The following is a 16266-nucleotide window of genomic DNA, read 5'->3' as shown; positions in this document are numbered from 1 at the left end:
CCCCCCCCCCCCCCCCCCCCCCCCCCCCCCCCCCCCCCCCCCCCCCCCCCCCCCCCCCCCCCCCCCCCCCCCCCCCCCCCCCCCCCCCCCCGCCGTGTCCGGCTACCGGAAGATGCCGGTGTGGCCGAGCGAGTAGCGGCCGGGCTGCGGGTACACGGCGAGGCCGTGCGGTCCGCCGCCGACCGGGATCTTGGCGATCTGCTTGCCGCTGACCGTGTCGATCGCGTAGACCTCGGAGTTGTAGCGGCCCGACAGCCACAGCACCTTGCCGTCGGCGGAGACCCCGCCCATGTCGGGGCTGCCGCCGTCGGGCAGCTCCCACTTCTTCGTCAGCTTGTTCTGCTTGAAGTCGAAGACCGAGATGCTGCCTTCGCCCCGGTTGGAGACGTACATCTCCTTGGAGTCGCGGCTGACGTACAGACCGTGGCAGCCCTTTCCGGTCGGCAGCAGCTTGGGCGTCTCGAACTTGTCGCCGCTGAGCACCCACATGCCGTGCGCCATCATGTCCGCGACGTAGAAGGTCTTCCCGTCCGGGGAGACCTTGACGTCCTGCGGCATCGCGCCCTCGAACGGCAGTTTCTGCTGGCCGACGACCTCCATCTTCTCCGTGTCGACCTTGAGGAGTTCACCGGAGAACTCGCAGGAGACGATGAAGTACCTGCCGTCGGCGGAGAAGTCGGCGTGATTGACGCCGAAGCAGGTCACGGGGACGGTTTTCACCCGGTTCATCGTGTGCGGATCGCGGAACACCAGTTCCTTGTCCATCGACGCCATGACGATCGCGTACTTGCCGTTGGGCGTGAAGTACAGGTTGTACGGGTCGTGCACCTCGACCGGATTGCCGGCCTCCCCGGTGGCCGGGTTGATCGGGGTCAGCGTGTGGCCGCGGTTGTTGTTGACCCAGAGGGTCTTCATGTCCCAGGACGGCACCACGTGCTGGGGCTGGACGCCGACCGGGATGGTGTCGATGACCTTGTAGGTCGCCGGGTCGATGACGGACACCGTGTTGGAGTTGGTGTTCGGCACGTACACGCGGGACGGGAAGTCCTTGACCACCGGGGAGAGTTTGTTCGGCCGGTCGGCCGCGTACACGTCGTTGGGGTCGAGGACCGGCGGCATCCCGGCGAGGCCCGGCGGCGCGGCCGGTACGGCCGGCACGACCTTGGCGGGCGCGGCCGGCCCCTTGGTGCCGAGCGCCTCGGCGGGTCCCTTGTCGGCTGCTCCGCAGCCGGCGAGGGCGGCGAGGACCAGACCGGCCAGCAGCGCGGTGGCCTTCCGGGGAAGGCGGGTGGTCGTCATGGGGTCAGCAGCTCCGTGGTGGTCACCGCGCGCAGTTCGCGGCGCGCGAGTTCTTCGAGGAGGGGCGGCATCGCGTCGACCGTGTCCGCGTAGCCGAAGTGCAGGCTCACCACCGATCCGCCTTGGATCGTCCCGGTGACGGTGCGGATGACGGCCGCGGCGCCGGGCGAGGTGAAGTCGAGGGAGTCGACGTCGTAGGAGAGGACGTGCGGGTAGCCCGCCCGCTGGGCGAGTTTGCGTACGAGCGGGCTCGCGTACTGCGTCTGGGAGGGGCGGAACCAGGTGCCGATGGACCCGGTGAGCCGCTTGAGCCGGTCGGCGCAGGCGGTGATCTCGGCGTGCGCCCGCGCCTCGGGCAGGTTGTTGATCGCGAGGTGGTTCTGTGTGTGGTTGCCGAGCTCGTGGCCGCCGTCCAGGATCCGCCGGGCCATGTCCGGGTGGGCGTCGAGCCAGGCGCCGATGGCCAGTACGGTCACCCGCGCGCCCGCGCGCTCCGCCTCGGCGAGCACGGCCTTGGCGATGGCCGGGTCGCCGTTGCCGTGGAAGGTCAGGGCGACCCGGGGGCGCTCGCGCGGCCCGTGCCCGATCTCCACGGGCTGCCCGGCGAACCGGCGCGGGCCGGCCGCCGCGGCGGCGGGTTTGGCGGGCGCGGCGGCTTTGGCGGGCGCCGTCGCGGCGGGTGCGGCGGGCGCGGTGCGGCCGCCCGCGCCGCAGGCGGCGGTGAGGGCACCGGCGGCGACCGCCGCGCCGGCACGGAGGACGGTTCGGCGGTCCGGATAGCAGAGCACCTGCCCATTTAAGGGGTGGATGACCGTGAAGGTAATGATTGACCCAATTCGGGACCTTCGTCGAGGTGGACCCAATCGGTGGACTGTCCGCTATGTGATCAACGATTCACACAGAGCAGCCCATACTTATTCATAGATTACGAGGTACGTGGCCCAGCTCACCTTGATTTTAGGTGGAAACTCTTACGATCTGCACACTTATGTCCAACTTGGGACTTTTGGCGTTTGGTCCCTCGTCTGCCATAGTCGGAATCACGACTTCCCGTTGACCCGAGCGAGGTCGCCACGCCGAGGATCACACCCCCTTCGATCCTCGGCGCACCCATGAAACCCCCGCAGCGCCCCACCACGGCGACAGGGGGTTTCTGCGTTTCCGGGTGGCATGCGCCCGACCCACCTGCGAGCATCTGCGGATGATCACACTCTCCGATGATCTCGGACACCTTTCCTACGTCGTCTCGGGCGACGGACCGCCCGTCGTCCTCGTGCACGCGGGCGTCGCCGACCACCGCATGTGGGACGCGGTCGTGCCCGGCCTGGCGGAGCACCACACCGTCATCCGCTACGACCTGCGCGGCTTCGGTCAATCCGCGCCGCCGACCGGCCCGTTCAGCGAGACCGACGACCTGGGCCGCCTCCTGGACCACCTCGGCCACGAGCGCGTCCGGCTCGTCGGGGCTTCCTGGGGCGGCCGCGTGGCGGTGGACTTCACCCTCGCCCACCCGGACCGGGTGCACTCCCTGGCGGTGTTCAACCCGCCGTGGCCCGGATACGACTGGTCCGCGGAGATGATCGCGTACGACGAGGCGGAGACGAAGGCCCTGGCCTCGGGCGACCTGGACGCCGCCGTCCGGATCAACCTGGACATGTGGCTGCGCGGACCCGCCCGCGGCTGGGAGGACGTCGGCGCCGGACTGGCGGACCTGCTCCGCGGCCCGATGCGGACGTCGCTGGCCAACCAGGACACCGTCGGGGAGCACTCACGGGGCTCCGCGCGGGGCGAGGTGTCCGCCGTCCGCGTGCCCACCCTCGTCGGAATCGGCAGGCTCGACGTCACCGACTTCCAGGACATCGCCCGGCGCTACGCCTCCGAGATCCCCGGGGCCACCCTGGTGGAGTTCCCCACGGCCGCCCACCTCGTCGCACTGGACGCGCCCGCCGAACTCACCGCGGTACTGGGCCCGTTCCTCGCCCGGTAGCTCCGCCGCCGCGCACATCCGTCAGACACCCCCTAGCGGTCGGCCACCCGCATCTCGAACCAGGTGATCTTGCCGCGCGGGAGCAGATCGGCGCCCCAGCGGTCGGAGAGCTTGTCGACGAGGAACAAGCCCCGGCCGGTGGTGTCGAGTTCGTGCACCGGCATCAGGCAGGGCAGTCCGCGCGAGGGGTCGCGCACCTCGATCCGGATCCAGCCGCGCCGCCGGAGCATCCGTAAGCCGAAGGACCGTGCCCCCGTGTGGCGGACCGCGTTGCCCACGAGTTCCGAGACCAGCAGGACGGTGTGCTCGGCGATCTGCGGCGAGAGGCCCCAGAGCCGGATCACCACGCACTGGGTGATCCGCCGGGCGGTGCTCGCCGACTCGGGCATGGACGGGAGTGTCACTTCTGCCTCGGCCGGATTCCCGTACAACTCCAGGGCCTTGAGGCCTTGTTCGTCCTCGATCGCCGCCGTGAACCGTAAGGCGGGAGCGCTGCTGCGCTGCCGCGGTTGTTCCACACCCTCCACGCCCGCCATGCACCCATCATGGACGGCCGATGCGCCCGTCCGGGGCGTTCCGCGGGAAAACACCCCCCGGAATCAAGGATTCCGATGGGGCGTCCTGTCATATGCAATTGGCAATCGGATGCCCACGATACCCACCTGACCTGCGGTTGCATTGCGCATCGCAATGGTCACGCTGGGTGGATCATCGTTTCTCCTTAAGGTTGCCTTAAGCCCTGGCTAATCCACACAAAGGAAGGATCACGGGATCAGCTTGTCGTAGGCCTTGTCCCCGTCGGAGTCGTAGACCTGCTTGCCCTGGGCGTCGTACCCCTTGATCCGGGGGGAGTTGGCCACACTGCGCTCCAGGATCCCGGTGGCCGCGAACCAGCCGTGGTCCAGGGCCGCTTCGACCGTGGCGCCCCCGTAGGTGACCGTCACCTTGGCCACCCGCTCGTCGACGGTGCCGATGCTCCCCCAGCGGTAGGGCAGCTTCCACGGGCCCTCCGTGCTCAGGCGCTGGAGGAAGAGCTTGCCGCCGTTCATGTCGGGTACGACGGCCCCGCGTTCGGGGTTGCCGTCCCGGCCGGAGGAGGTGCCCCGCCCGGTCACCTCGCCGTCCACGATCCGGCAGATGAGCCGGACCGGCGTCGGCCCGTCCTTGACCGCCACGACGAACCGGCCGTCGCCCGGGGAGTTGTCGTTGCCGGTGCTGCGCTGCGCGAGCAGGATCCGGTAGTCCTCGGGCTTTCCGAGGTCGGGGCCCCTGCCGCCGGGTCCGCCGACCGAGGCACCGCCCGTTGCACCGCCCGTTGCGCCGCCCGGGGGCCCGTAGGCCAGGCACTGCTCCAGCCCCTTGGCCGCCGCCGCCATGGTGATCCCGTCGGCCAGCTGGCCGGGGGTCGCGGGAGCCGCGGGCCCGGCCGGCGCGGCCCCCGTCGGCGACGGCGGGGGCGCGGACGTGGAGGGATCCGGCACCGAGGTCACCGTGGCGCCGTTCGCCGCAGCGTCCCGGCCGGGGAGCGCGAAGGCCACCACGGGTACGAGGCCCAGCGCGACCAGCGCCGCGCCCGCCGCCGCCAGCCGCCGGCGCCGCTCGCGGCGGCCCCGCTCTACGATCGCCGGGTACGGGGCGGCCGCCGGGTAGACCTCCTGCGCGCCCTCGGCCAGCCGCTGCCGCAGGCCCAGTTCGAAGGCCCCGAGTTCCTCCTCGCCCCGGGTCCCGTTCTCGCGTGCCGTCATCGGATCTCCCCCTGCTTCGTCGTGGCCGTTCGGACCGGCCCGTCCATCACCTGGGCGAGCCCGGGGTGCGCGCGCAGCTTCGCCAGGGCCTTGAAGGCCTGGCTCTTGACCGTGCCCGGGGAACACCCCATGACATCGGCGACCTCGCTCTCGGAGAGGTCCTCCCAGTACCGCATCACCACCACGGCCCGCTGCCGGGCCGGCAGCACGGCCAGCGCGGCCATCAGCGCGTTGCGCTCATCGGCCCAGGCCGCGGCGGAGTCCCGTACGCACGTCTCGGGCGGGGCGGCCGTCAGCCGCTCGGCGACCCGGCGCTTGCGGAAGCGGTCGCTGTTGCAGGTCACCAGCATCCGCCGGACGTACGCGTCCGGATTGTCGCTGCGCCACACCCGGCGCCACGACCGGTAGGCCTTGGCCAGCGCGGTCTGGGTCAGGTCCTCCGCGTCGTGCGGGTGGCCGGTCAGCAGGTACGCGGTCCGCACCAGGGACGGCCAGCGCGCGCTGACGAAGGCCTGGAACTGAGCTTCTTGCTCGGCTTGCATCGAACACCCCCTCGCCCCCTAGACCACCGGCTCCGCGAAATCGGTTGCCCGCGTCCTTCCTCCGCCCCGCATGCTTTCCTCCGCCCCGCAACGCACGACGGGGCCCCCGGTCCGGGGGCCCCGTGCGCGGGCGGATCCAGGGGAGGGTCAGAGGAACTTGGCCTTGCCCGGGCCCTCTTCGACGAAGCTGCGCATCCCGCGCTCGCGGTCCTCGGTGGCGAACAGGCCCGCGAACCAGTTGCGTTCGATGGCGAGCCCGGTGTCGATGTCCGCCTCCAGGCCGGCGTCCACGCACTCCTTGGCCGCGCGCAGCGCGATGGCCGGGCCCTGGGCGAGCCTGGCGGCCCACGCGTGCGCCTGCTCGTACACCTCGGCGGCGGGCACGACCCGGTCCACCAGGCCCAGGGTGAGGGCCTCTTCGGCCTTGACCATGCGGCCGGTGAAGATCAGGTCCTTCGCCTTGGAGGGGCCGACCAGCCGGGACAGCCGCTGGGTGCCGCCCGCGCCGGGGATCAGGCCGAGCAGGATCTCGGGCTGTCCGAGCTTCGCGTTGTCGGCGGCGATCCGGAAGTCGGCGCACAGCGCCAGCTCGCAGCCGCCGCCCAGGGCGTAGCCGGTGACGGCCGCGACGACGGGCTTGGGGATCCGGGCCACGGCGGTGAAGGAGTCCTGCAGGGCGCGGGACCGGGCGATCATCGCCGCGTGGTCCATCGTCTGCATCTCCTTGATGTCCGCGCCGGCCGCGAACACCTTCTCGCCGCCGTAGATGACGACGGCCCGGACGTCGCTCCGGTCGGTCGCCTCCACGGCGAGCTCGCGCAGCCGGTCCTGGGCCGCGATGTCCAGGGCGTTCATGGGCGGCCGGTCCAGGAGGATGGTGCCGACGCCTTCGGAGACTTCGAGAGAGATGGTCATACGGGGAAGGTTAGCGCCGGTTAACCGGGAGTGGCCCGGTGCTGTGGGTCACAGCACCGGGCCACCTGGAACCGCGTACGGGGGACTACTTGATCCACTCCGCCCAGTCCATGTTCCAGCCGTTGAGTCCGTTGTCCGGGGCGATCTGCTTGTCCTTGGAGTTCTTCACGACGACCACGTCACCGATCAGCGACTCGTTGAAGAACCAGGCGGCGGGCTGGCTGCCGTCACCGGCGCCGCGGACGTCCTTGAGGCCGACACAGCCGTGGCTGACGTTCTCCGAGCCGAAAGTGCTGGAGGAGGCCCAGTAGTTGCCGTGGACGAAGGTGCCCGAGTTCGACAGCCGCATCGCGTGCGGGACGTCGGAGATGTCGTACTCGCCGCCGAAGCCGACGGTCGCTCCGTTCATCCGGGTCACCTTGTACTTCTCGCTGATGACCATCTGCCCGTTGTACGTGGTCGTCGACGGGGCGCCCGCGGTGATCGAGATGTTCTTGAGCAGCTGGCCGTCGCGGACGACCTCCATGGTGTGCTCGCTCGCGTCGACCGTGGAGACCTGCGAGCGGCCGATGTTGAAGGTGACCGTACGGGTCTGCTTGCCGTAGACGCCCGGGCGGCCCTCGACCCCGTCGAGGGCGAGCTTCAGGGTGACCTTCGTGCCCGCGGCCCAGTACTTCTCGGGACGGAAGTCGAGGCGGTCGTTGCCGAACCAGTGGCCCTCGATCGGCACGGCCGGCTCGGCCGTCACCGAGATGGCCTTCTCGACGGCCTCGGGGTTGGTGATGCCGCGGGTGAAGTTGATCGAGACTGGCATGCCCACGCCGACGGTCGAGCCGTCCTCGGGCGTGTAGTGGCCCACGAAGGTGTTCACCGGGGTGAGGGTGGTGAAGGCGGTGTCCTTGGCGGACTCCCGGCCGGCCTCGTCCTTGGCGACCGCGTGCACCTTGTACTCGGTGGCGGAGGCGAGGTTGCGGACGGGCTCCCAGCTCGCGCCGTCGTCGGCGAGCTTGCCCTCCACCGCGTTGCCCTTGGTGTCGGCGACGGTCACCGTGGTGAGCTTGCCGCCGGTGCTGGTTATCCTCAGGACGCCGCTGGTGGCGACCTCCTTGGCCCCGTCGTCCGGCTTGACGCTCACGACGGCCTTGGACGCCTCGGTACCGGTCTTGCCGCTCCCGCCGTCCCCGCCACCGCTCCCGCCGGTGCCGCCGCCATCGCCGCCGCCGCTGCACGCGCTGGTGAGCAGCAGCGCCGCACCCAGCAGGAGGGCCGGCAGGCCAACGCGGACGCGACCGCGCCTCGGCTGCAGGTTCACTCTTCTTCTCCCCATGTCCCCCGCGCGCGGGCAGTCGCGCGCATGTCGACAGGTAATCACATGGGGGGATCACGAAGAGCCACGGTCTTGTCACCATTCCGTCCCAAGTGCCGGGAGGGCGGCGGGATCAGCCCTCGGTACCGGGCTTGGTGCCCCAGACGTAGACCGCGTCGCCCTCGCCGAGCAGGTCCCACAGGCGTGCGGCGTCGGGGACGGAGAGGTTGACGCAGCCCGCGGAGCCGCCGTGGGCGTAGAGGTCCCCGGGGCGGCCGTGCAGGGCCTGGCCCCCGTCGAAGAACTGGGCGTACGGCATGGGGGCGTCGTCGTAGAGCGAGGACTTGTGGTCGATGCTGCGCCAGTAGACCTCGTGCCAGCCGGGGCGGGTCTCCTGGTCGTCGCGGCCGGTACGGACGGGGACGGGCGCCAGGACCACGCGGCCCGCGCGCTGCACCCACAGGAGTTGCCGCTCCAGGTCGACGCAGGTGACGCGGTACGGGCGGACGGGGCAGCCGCCGGCGGCGTTGGGATCCGTACGGGCGGCGACGGCGACCATCATCCGGTACGTGGCGAGGCCCGGGTAGCCGTCGGCGGGTCGGATGCCGTTGCCCTCCTGGAAGGCGCGGACGGCGGCGCAGTCGGCCGGCGACTGGGTCCCGTCGACGGGACGGCCGAGGTGGGCCTCCAGCTCGCGCTGGTAGGGGCCGGTCCCGGCGGTGCACGCGGGTCCCGGGTCGGGGGCGGACGGGGCCGCCGCCCCGGCCGGGGCCGCCGGGGCGAGGAACAGGGCTGCGGCGGCCGCAGTGCCCATCGCGCGTACCGCGCCGCCTGTCGCCATACGGGCCTCCTCGTGCCCGCCGGCCGGGCCGCCGGTCCCAGCCAACCCGGGCGGGCCGGGTACGGCCCGCCCGGGTGCGCCGGCGGGGTGAAGCGCTCACCCGGGCGGCGGACCCGGGCGGCTCACCGGGACCGCCGGGGGCGGTCAGCCGGGGGCGGTCAGCCGCGGGGGCCCTTGCCTTCCTTGCCGCCCTTGCCGCCCTTGCCTTCCTTGCCGTCCTTACCGCCCTTGCCGTGCTCGTCGCGCCTGTTGTGGAGCGTGATCACGAGCTGCCGTCCGGGAGTCTGCCCGTCGAGCCGCAGCGGCCCAGTGACCCGGTTCGCGGGCAGGACGTAGCCCTCCGGGACGGCCGTCTCGACCAGGTAGTACCAGCCCTGCTCCAGCGGGCCGAAGTCGCAGACCCCGGTGCGGTCCGTGGCGCAGCCGGGCGCCGCAATGTGGTCCGGGTTGATGCCCCGGGTCTGCAGGCCCTCGGTGTTGTTGGTCTCCTTCCAGACCTCGAACACCGCGCCCCGCAGCGGCCGCTCCGTCTTGGCGTCCTTCTTCAGGACCCGGATCGAGCCCTCGTACTCCTCGTCCCGCTTCCGGTTCGGGACGGTGACGGTGATGCCGCCGCTCACGTCGCCCGCGGTCAGGTCGAACGGGGTCACCGGGTCCTGGGGGCCGTCGTAGCCGACCGGGGCGGCCGTCTCCCGCCAGTAGTAGCGCTGCCCGACCGGCAGTTCGACCGTGCAGGTGCCCGCCGCGTCCGTGACGCAGGCTCCGGCGAGCTGCTCGTCGGCGTCGCCGGTGGTCTGCAGTCCGGACCGGCCGTTGGTCTCGCGCCACAGCTCGAAGCGGGCGCCGGGCAGCGTCGCGCCCGTCGTCCCGTCGGTCTTGCGCAGCAGCACCCTGGCCGCGCGGTCGGGCTCGCGCCGGTTGTCCGCCTGGACGCGGACCCCGGCCGTCGCGTTCTCCGCCGTCAGGACCAGCCGGTGGACGGCGTCGGCGGGAAGGACGTAGCCCGCGGGGGCCTGCGTCTCGCGCCAGTAGTACGTGCCGAGTTCCACGGTCCGCTCGCAGATGCCGCTGCCCGGGGTGACGCAGTCGGCGCCGACCTTGGTGTCCCCGCCCTGTGCGGTGGGCTGGAGCCCGTCCTGGCCGTTGGTCTCCTTCCACAGCTCGAAGGTGGCGCCGGCCAGCGGCCCGCCGTTCTCGTCCCGCTTGAGCACGGAGACCGCGCCCGTCACGACCGGCGGGGCTCCGCAGTCGGGCAGGTCCCCGTTGAAGGGGTAGGCGTGGATCTCCTGGCCGCCGCCCCGGCCACTGGTGTGGACGAGCTCGCCGGTGGTGAAGAAGCGGCCGTTGGTGCCGGGCACGGTGACGGTGGTGCGCGAGGCCTGCTCGCCGACGAGGACGCTGCCCTGGAACTGGCCGCTGCCGGTCAGCTGGACGGCCGTGGCGTCGGGGAAGTTCCACAGCAGCCGGGTGCGGTAGTCGTTCCACGAGTCCGCGCTCGGCCCGGTGTCGTTGATGCTGCCGCTGAAGGTGCTGATCGTACGGCTGGCGCCCAGAACGTTGACGAGTACGGTGGCACCCTCCGGGATCCGGGCGAAGCGGATGCCGATGGCGCCGCCGTTCGCTGCCGCCATGTCGAAGTCCACGTTGAAGACCTGGAGCGGGGAGCTGCCGTCTCCGGTGAAGACGGTGAAGCCGTCCCGGTTGACGGCGGTGCCCGTCGCCGGACGCGGCCTGCCGTCGACCCGGGCGTAGCAGCGGCTGGCGGCGGTGAGCTCGTCGCGCAGGCCGGCGTACGGGGCGGCCGCGGCCGGGTCGGCCTGCAGGGGGCCGGTGACGGTGCCGGGGCCGGGGGCGGCGCCCGCGTGGCGGACGACGCCGCCGTCGGAGATCAGCCGCTGGTCGGCGGCGATGTGGACGTCGCGGCCGGTGGTGAGGAAGTCCGCGCCGAGCGGGGGCCGCACCAGCGAGCCGGCGCCGACGATGCCGATGTTGTACGCGCCGCCCGTCGCCGTCAGGTTCTTGTTCTGGTCGAAGGTGCCGAGGACGACGACCTTGCCCTCGGCCTCGGAGGCGCGCTCGCGGACCAGGAAGTCGGCTCCGACGAAGACGTTGATGCCCTCGTCGTAGCCGTTGGGCTCGGTGCCGACCTCGATCGGCGGGAACGGGTCGGGGCACCGGGGGCCGAGGCAAGGACCGAGCCCGCCCGGCAGCGGGGCCCTCAGCGCCTGGGCCGGGCGGTCCGAGCCGGGCCCGCCGGGCCCTGTCGGCCCGCCGGGACCCGCCGCCAGGGCCGTGGGGGCCGCGGTGGCCAGTACGGCCCCCACGGCCAGGCCGAGGGTCCAGTTCCTTGCTGACATGACGCTCCGTCCGTTTTCTGCGCTGCTGGCCCGTACAGGCTGGGCGCGGGGTACGGCGCGTCGGACGGAAGGACACTCGGGCGCTACGGCAAACCGGTATGACTGTCACCCGATTGGGCCGTCCGGGCCGGGTCAGCCGGTGGCGGAGCCCGCGACCCAGGCCGGCCAGGAGAGGTTCCAGCCGCCCAGTCCGTTGTCCGGGGCCACCGTCTTGTCCTGTGAGTTGACGACCTCCACCACGTCCCCGACCAGCGTCCGGTCGAAGAACCAGCCGGCCGGGGTGTCGGAGCCGCCGCCCTTGTTGTCGCGCAGGCCCACGCAGCCGTGGCTGGTGTTGGTGGAGCCGAAGGTGTCGGGGCTGGCCCAGTAGTTCCCGTGCAGGAAGGTTCCGGAGGCGGTGAGCCTCATGGCGTGCGGGACGTCGGGGATGTCGTACTCGCCCTTGCCGTCCTCGCTGGTGAAGCCGACGGTCGCACCGTTCATCCGGGTGACGTCGAACATCTCCATCACCACCATCTTGCCGTTGTAGGTGGTGTTCTTGGGCGCCCCGGCGCTGATGGGCACGGTCGACAGCAGCTCGCCGTCGCGCCGGACCTCCATGGTGTGCGCCGCCGCGTCCACGGTGGAGACCTGGGAGCGGCCCACGGTGAAGCGGATGGTCTTGTCCTGGATGCCGTACGAGCCGGGCGCGCCCTCGATGTCGCGCAGCTTCATCTTCACCGTGACCTCGGTGCCGGCCTTCCAGTACTCCTTGGGCCGGAAGTCGAGGCGCTCGCGCCCGAACCAGTGGCCCGCCACCTCCACGGCCGGGTCGGAGGTGACCGTGATGGCCCGCTCCACGGCGGCGCGCTGCTCGATCGCCCGGTTGAACCTGAAGGAGATGATCATGCCGGTGCCCACGGTGGAGCGGTTCTCGGGCTTGAAGTAGCCGATGAACCGCTCCTCGGGCACGTAGGTGGTGAAGGTGGTGTGCCGGGCCTGGCGGCGGTCGTGCCCGTCGAGGGCGACGGCGTCCACGGTGTACTTGGCCGCGAGCGAGAGCCGGCTTTCGGCCGGGTCTGGGCTCCAGCTGAGCCCGTCCGCGGCGATGGCGCCGGCGACCTCTTCCTCCTGGGCGTCCTCCACCTTGGTGACCACGACCCGCTCCAGCCGGCCCTCGGGCACGCTGACCGTGAGCGGCACATCGGCCGGGACGTTCTTGGCGTTGTCGTCGGGGGTGATCCGGATGGCCTCGTCCGGCGACCGGGGTTTGCCGGGCAGCTGGATCTCGATCGGGGATCCACCGTCCCCGGTGCATCCGGCCAGGCCGCCCAGCAGGGCCGCCCATACCGCCGCGGCCGCCAAGCCCGCCCCTGCCCGCCTCGTCAGAAGAGTCACGCACCTCCAACGACCGGGCCCCTCCAGGGGAAACGTGAGTGCGGCCCAGGTTCCGGGCAGAACAGTGGGAAGGACCAGACGGGGGCGGGCCCACGCCGGGACGCCGGGGCCGCACTCCCCAACCCCCGCCGGTACCGAGAGCCGTGGAGGCGGGCAGTGTCGAGCGCAGCCGAGCAAGAGGCGGTGGAAGCCGTCGCAGGTGAGGTACGGAGCGGCCAGACCGCGCCCGTGCCGCACGTCAACGGGCAGTCGAACGGGCAGTCGAGCGGACAGGCCAACGGGCAGGTCAGCGGCCTGCTCCGGAGCCCGACGCCACGCGCGTCGGCGCGCCCGGGGCCACCCCTGTGGCCCGGGTCCTCCCATCCCCTGGGGGCCCGGTTCCGCCCGGGCGCCGACGGGACCGACGGCGCCGCGGGCACCAACTTCGCCCTGTGGGCGCAGGGCGCGGAGGCGGTGGAGCTCTGCCTGTTCGACGAGGCCGGGGCCGAGACCCGCTGCGCGCTGACGGAGCTCACGCACGAGATCTGGCACGGCTTCGCGCCGGGCGTGCGCCCCGGGCAGCGCTACGGATTCCGGGTGCACGGCCGCTGGGACCCCTGGACGGGGGCCCGGCACAATCCGGCGAAACTGCTCCTGGACCCCTACGCGCGGGCCGTTGACGGCGACTTCACGCTGCCCCCCGAGGTCTACGGGCACGTGCGCGACTGGCCGCAGCAGTACATCGCGGACACCGTGCGCGACGACCGCGACTCGGCCCCGCACGTCCCCAAGGGGGTCGTGGTCCACGATGACGACGACTGGGCGGACGACGTCCGGCCGAAGACGCCGTGGGCCGACTCGGTCATCTACGAGCTGCACGTGCGCGGCTTCACGATGCGCCATCCGGGCATTCCCGAGCACCTGCGCGGCACGTACGCGGGGCTGGCCCATCCGGCGGCGATCGAGCACCTGACCGGGCTCGGGGTGACGGCGGTGGAGCTGCTGCCGGTGCACCAGTTCGCCCACGAGGACCACCTGCTGCGCCGGGGACTGCGCAATTACTGGGGCTACAACTCCATCGGATACTTCGCCCCGCACGCCGGGTACTCGTCGAGCGGTACGGCCGGGCAGCAGGTCGGCGAGTTCAAGCGGATGGTGCGGGCCCTGCACGCGGCCGGGATCGAGGTCATCCTCGACGTGGTCTACAACCACACGGCGGAGGCCGGCGAGCTGGGCCCGACGCTGTCGCTGCGCGGGATCGACAACCGGGCGTACTACCGGCTCCAGTCGGACCAGCGGCGCTACGCCGACTACACGGGCTGCGGGAACACCCTGCACGCCGGGCGGCCGCACGTGCTGCGGCTGATCACCGACTCGCTGCGGTACTGGGTGACGGAGATGGGGGTGGACGGCTTCCGCTTCGACCTGGCGGCGGCGCTGGCCCGCTCGATGCACGACGTGGACATGCTCTCGCCGTTCCTCGCGGTGATCGCGCAGGACCCGGTGCTGCGCCGGGTGAAGCTGATCGCCGAGCCGTGGGACGTGGGCTCCGGCGGCTACCAGGTGGGCGCGTTCCCGCCGCTGTGGACGGAGTGGAACGACCGCTACCGGGACGCCGTACGGGACTTCTGGCGGGGCGCGCTGCCCGACGTACGGGACCTGGGGTACCGGCTGTCGGGGTCGAGCGACCTGTACGCGTGGGGCGGGCGGCGGCCGTACGCGTCGGTGAACTTCGTGACGGCCCACGACGGGTTCACCCTGCGGGACCTGGTGAGCTACGAGCGCAAGCACAACGAGGAGAACGGCGAGGCCGGACGGGACGGCACGAACGACAACCGGTCCTGGAACTGCGGGGCGGAGGGCGAGCCCCCCGAGGGCGCGGACGGGCGGATCGGCGCGCTGCGCCGCCGCCAGCTGCGCAACCTCCTCACCACGCTGCTGCTCTCCACCGGGGTGCCGATGCTGGTGGCGGGCGACGAGTTCGGGCGCACCCAGGGCGGCAACAACAACGCGTACTGCCAGGACAACGAGACGAGCTGGGTGGACTGGTCCCTGCTGGACGACCCGCATTGGCAGGAGCTCTTCGCGCTGGCCCGGCGGCTGATCTCGCTGCGCCACACCCACCCGGTACTGCGCCGCCGGGCGTTCTTCTCGGGCCGGGCCCAGGGGGCGGACGGGCTGCGCGACCTGGCCTGGTTCACCCCGGACGGGACGGAGATGACGGAGCGGGACTGGTACGCGCCGGCCGCGGCGCTGGGGCTGTACCTGTCCGGCCGGGACATCCCCGGGCGGGACGAGCGGGGGCGGCAGGTGACGGACGACAGCTTCCTGGCGCTGCTGCACGCCGGGGACCGGCCGGTGGAGTGGGTGCTGCCGGGGGCGCCGTGGGCGGCGGTGTACGAGCTGGTCCTGGACACCTCCAGGGAGGAGCAGGCGGCCGCGCCGGGCACCCGCCACCGCGGCGGGCAGGCGCTGACCGTGCCGGCCCGCTCGGTGCTGCTGCTGAAGGTGGTGGGCTGAAGGTGGTGGGCTGAGGAACCCTCGTTCGCCCTGCGATGATGTGGCCCTCGTACGCACGAACGCGTACACGCACGTTCGAGGGAGCTTGTGGATGGCGAGTGTCGGGACGGCGCTGCGGGAGCTGCGCGGGGCGCAGAAGTCGGCGAAGGGGGTGTCGCTCTATTCGCGCTACGCCAACCGGCCGGCCGGGCGGTACCTGGCCGCCGTGTCGTACGCGCTCGGGCTCACCCCGAACCAGGTGACCCTGGTCAGCGCCGCCTTCAGCTTCGCCGCGGTGGCCGCGGTGGCGCTGGTCGCGCCCTCGTGGGGGCTGGGCGCCCTGGTGTGGGCCGCCCTCGCGGTCGGCTTCGCCTTCGACTCGGCGGACGGGCAGCTGGCCCGGCTGCGCGGGGGCGGGAGCGCTGCGGGCGAGTGGCTCGACCACGTCGTGGACTGCGCCAAGCTCACCGCGCTGCACACCTGCGTGCTGATCGCCTTCTACCGCTTCCCCGATGAGTACGGCGTCGGCGGGGAGGGCTGGCTGCTGGTTCCGCTGGGCTTCCAGTTCGCCGCGGTCGTCACCTTCTTCGGCGGGCTGCTGACCGAGAAGCTGAAGCCCAAGCCGGCCCCCGGGAGCCCCGCCGCCGCGCCGTCGACCCTGCGCGCGGTGGCGTTGCTGCCCGTGGACTACGGGGTGTTCTGCCTGGTGTTCCTGCTGCTCGGCGGCGGGAAGCTGTTCGCGTACGCCTACGCGGGGCTGGGCGTCGTCGCCGTGCTGTTCCTGCTGGCGTTCCTCACGAAGTGGTTCCGGGAGCTCAGCGCCGTTCGGCGGTGAGGGACTCCGCGGCCGGCTCCGCGAGGGCGTCCAGTGCCCGGCGGAGCTGGGTGCTGGAGGTGTGCACGGTGTAGGGGAAGTAGACGACGTCGACGCCGTGCGCGGCGAAGTCCTTCTCCAGCCGGTCCCCCTTGGGGGTGCCCCGCCAGTCGTCGCCCTTGAAGATCACGTCGAAGCGGACCTGCCGCCAGGTCTCGACCTTGTCCGGCACCGTCTCCACGAAGGCCGCGTCGACGTACTTGACGCTGCGGACGATCTCCAGGCGCTCCACGAGCGGGATCATCGGGCGGCGGCCCTTGGCGAGTTCGGCCATCTCGTCGGAGACCACGCCGGCGACGAGGTAGTCGCACTGACTGCGGGCGTGCCGAAGGATGTTGAGATGTCCGATATGGAAGAGATCGTAGGCGCCAGGCGCGTAGCCGACTCGGTACGGTCTGCGCGCGGGCGCGCCAAACTCGGACATTTCCTGCTCCGTCATCCGTTACCCCCCAGAAGCCACACCCCCCGGTGTGGCGGATTAGCAGACAATAGCGTGCACGTTCCTCACCACGCCGGTGAACGAATAGGGTGACGTGCGCATCATC

The 16266-nt window shown here is 72.0% G+C and carries 14 protein-coding genes; 3 read left to right on the top strand and 11 right to left on the bottom strand.

The annotated features are described in order from the left end of the window. Positions 1–102 precede the first annotated feature (102 nt). Positions 103–1299, bottom strand: a complete 1197-nt coding sequence (locus ACZ7GJ_RS05370) for a YncE family protein (RefSeq protein WP_470749605.1) — start codon at positions 1297–1299, stop codon at positions 103–105. Next, positions 1296–2087, bottom strand: a complete 792-nt coding sequence (locus ACZ7GJ_RS05365; protein WP_470749601.1) for a polysaccharide deacetylase family protein — start codon at positions 2085–2087, stop codon at positions 1296–1298. The genes ACZ7GJ_RS05370 and ACZ7GJ_RS05365 overlap by 4 nt, the downstream gene beginning before the upstream one ends. 413 nt (positions 2088–2500) lie before the next feature. On the opposite strand from ACZ7GJ_RS05365, the gene ACZ7GJ_RS05360 reads away from it, so the two are divergent. Then, positions 2501–3286 carry an alpha/beta fold hydrolase gene (locus ACZ7GJ_RS05360; RefSeq protein WP_470749599.1) on the top strand — a complete coding sequence of 262 codons (786 nt, stop codon included), beginning with the start codon at positions 2501–2503 and terminating at the stop codon, positions 3284–3286. A 32-nt stretch (positions 3287–3318) separates the two neighbouring features. On the opposite strand, the gene ACZ7GJ_RS05355 is transcribed toward ACZ7GJ_RS05360, so the two are convergent. The 8 genes from ACZ7GJ_RS05355 to ACZ7GJ_RS05320 all read right to left on the bottom strand — a co-directional run bounded on the left by ACZ7GJ_RS05355 (position 3319) and on the right by ACZ7GJ_RS05320 (position 12336). Next, complete coding sequence (locus tag ACZ7GJ_RS05355) at positions 3319–3822, bottom strand: ATP-binding protein (protein ID WP_470749597.1); 504 nt, start codon at positions 3820–3822, stop codon at positions 3319–3321. Positions 3823–4050: 228 nt separating this feature from the next. Next, positions 4051–5031, bottom strand: a complete 981-nt coding sequence (locus tag ACZ7GJ_RS05350; protein ID WP_470749595.1) for a hypothetical protein — start codon at positions 5029–5031, stop codon at positions 4051–4053. Next, the gene (locus tag ACZ7GJ_RS05345) at positions 5028–5573 is read right to left on the bottom strand and encodes a SigE family RNA polymerase sigma factor (RefSeq protein WP_470749593.1); all 546 of its coding nucleotides are present in this window, start codon (positions 5571–5573) and stop codon (positions 5028–5030) included. Before ACZ7GJ_RS05345 ends, ACZ7GJ_RS05350 begins: the two co-directional genes overlap by 4 nt. A gap of 147 nt (positions 5574–5720) precedes the next feature. Next, positions 5721–6488 carry an enoyl-CoA hydratase/isomerase family protein gene (locus tag ACZ7GJ_RS05340; RefSeq protein WP_470749591.1) on the bottom strand — a complete coding sequence of 256 codons (768 nt, stop codon included), beginning with the start codon at positions 6486–6488 and terminating at the stop codon, positions 5721–5723. Between the two features lie 85 nt (positions 6489–6573). Further along, a complete protein-coding gene (locus tag ACZ7GJ_RS05335; RefSeq protein WP_470749589.1) occupies positions 6574–7815 on the bottom strand; it encodes a L,D-transpeptidase in 1242 nt (413 codons plus the stop codon). Positions 7816–7927: 112 nt separating this feature from the next. Continuing rightward, positions 7928–8635 carry a L,D-transpeptidase family protein gene (locus tag ACZ7GJ_RS05330; RefSeq protein WP_470749587.1) on the bottom strand — a complete coding sequence of 236 codons (708 nt, stop codon included), beginning with the start codon at positions 8633–8635 and terminating at the stop codon, positions 7928–7930. 158 nt (positions 8636–8793) lie between these two features. Then, a complete protein-coding gene (locus ACZ7GJ_RS05325; RefSeq protein WP_470749585.1) occupies positions 8794–10992 on the bottom strand; it encodes a choice-of-anchor A family protein in 2199 nt (732 codons plus the stop codon). Positions 10993–11124: 132 nt separating this feature from the next. Then, entirely contained in the window at positions 11125–12336 is a 1212-nt protein-coding gene (locus ACZ7GJ_RS05320) for a L,D-transpeptidase (RefSeq protein WP_470749583.1), read from the bottom strand. A gap of 189 nt (positions 12337–12525) precedes the next feature. On the opposite strand from ACZ7GJ_RS05320, the gene glgX reads away from it, so the two are divergent. Continuing rightward, entirely contained in the window at positions 12526–14868 is a 2343-nt protein-coding gene (glgX, locus tag ACZ7GJ_RS05315; RefSeq protein ID WP_470749581.1) for a glycogen debranching protein GlgX, read from the top strand. Positions 14869–14959: 91 nt separating this feature from the next. Continuing rightward, positions 14960–15682, top strand: a complete 723-nt coding sequence (locus ACZ7GJ_RS05310; protein ID WP_470749579.1) for a CDP-alcohol phosphatidyltransferase family protein — start codon at positions 14960–14962, stop codon at positions 15680–15682. On the opposite strand, the gene ACZ7GJ_RS05305 is transcribed toward ACZ7GJ_RS05310, so the two are convergent. Continuing rightward, entirely contained in the window at positions 15663–16145 is a 483-nt protein-coding gene (locus ACZ7GJ_RS05305; RefSeq protein WP_470749577.1) for an FAD synthase family protein, read from the bottom strand. The two genes, ACZ7GJ_RS05310 and ACZ7GJ_RS05305, sit on opposite strands and share 20 nt — an antisense overlap. Positions 16146–16266 lie beyond the last annotated feature (121 nt).

The organism is Streptomyces sp. NPDC037242 (assembly GCF_055604165.1).
This window is presented reverse-complemented; position numbering and strand designations above follow the sequence as displayed.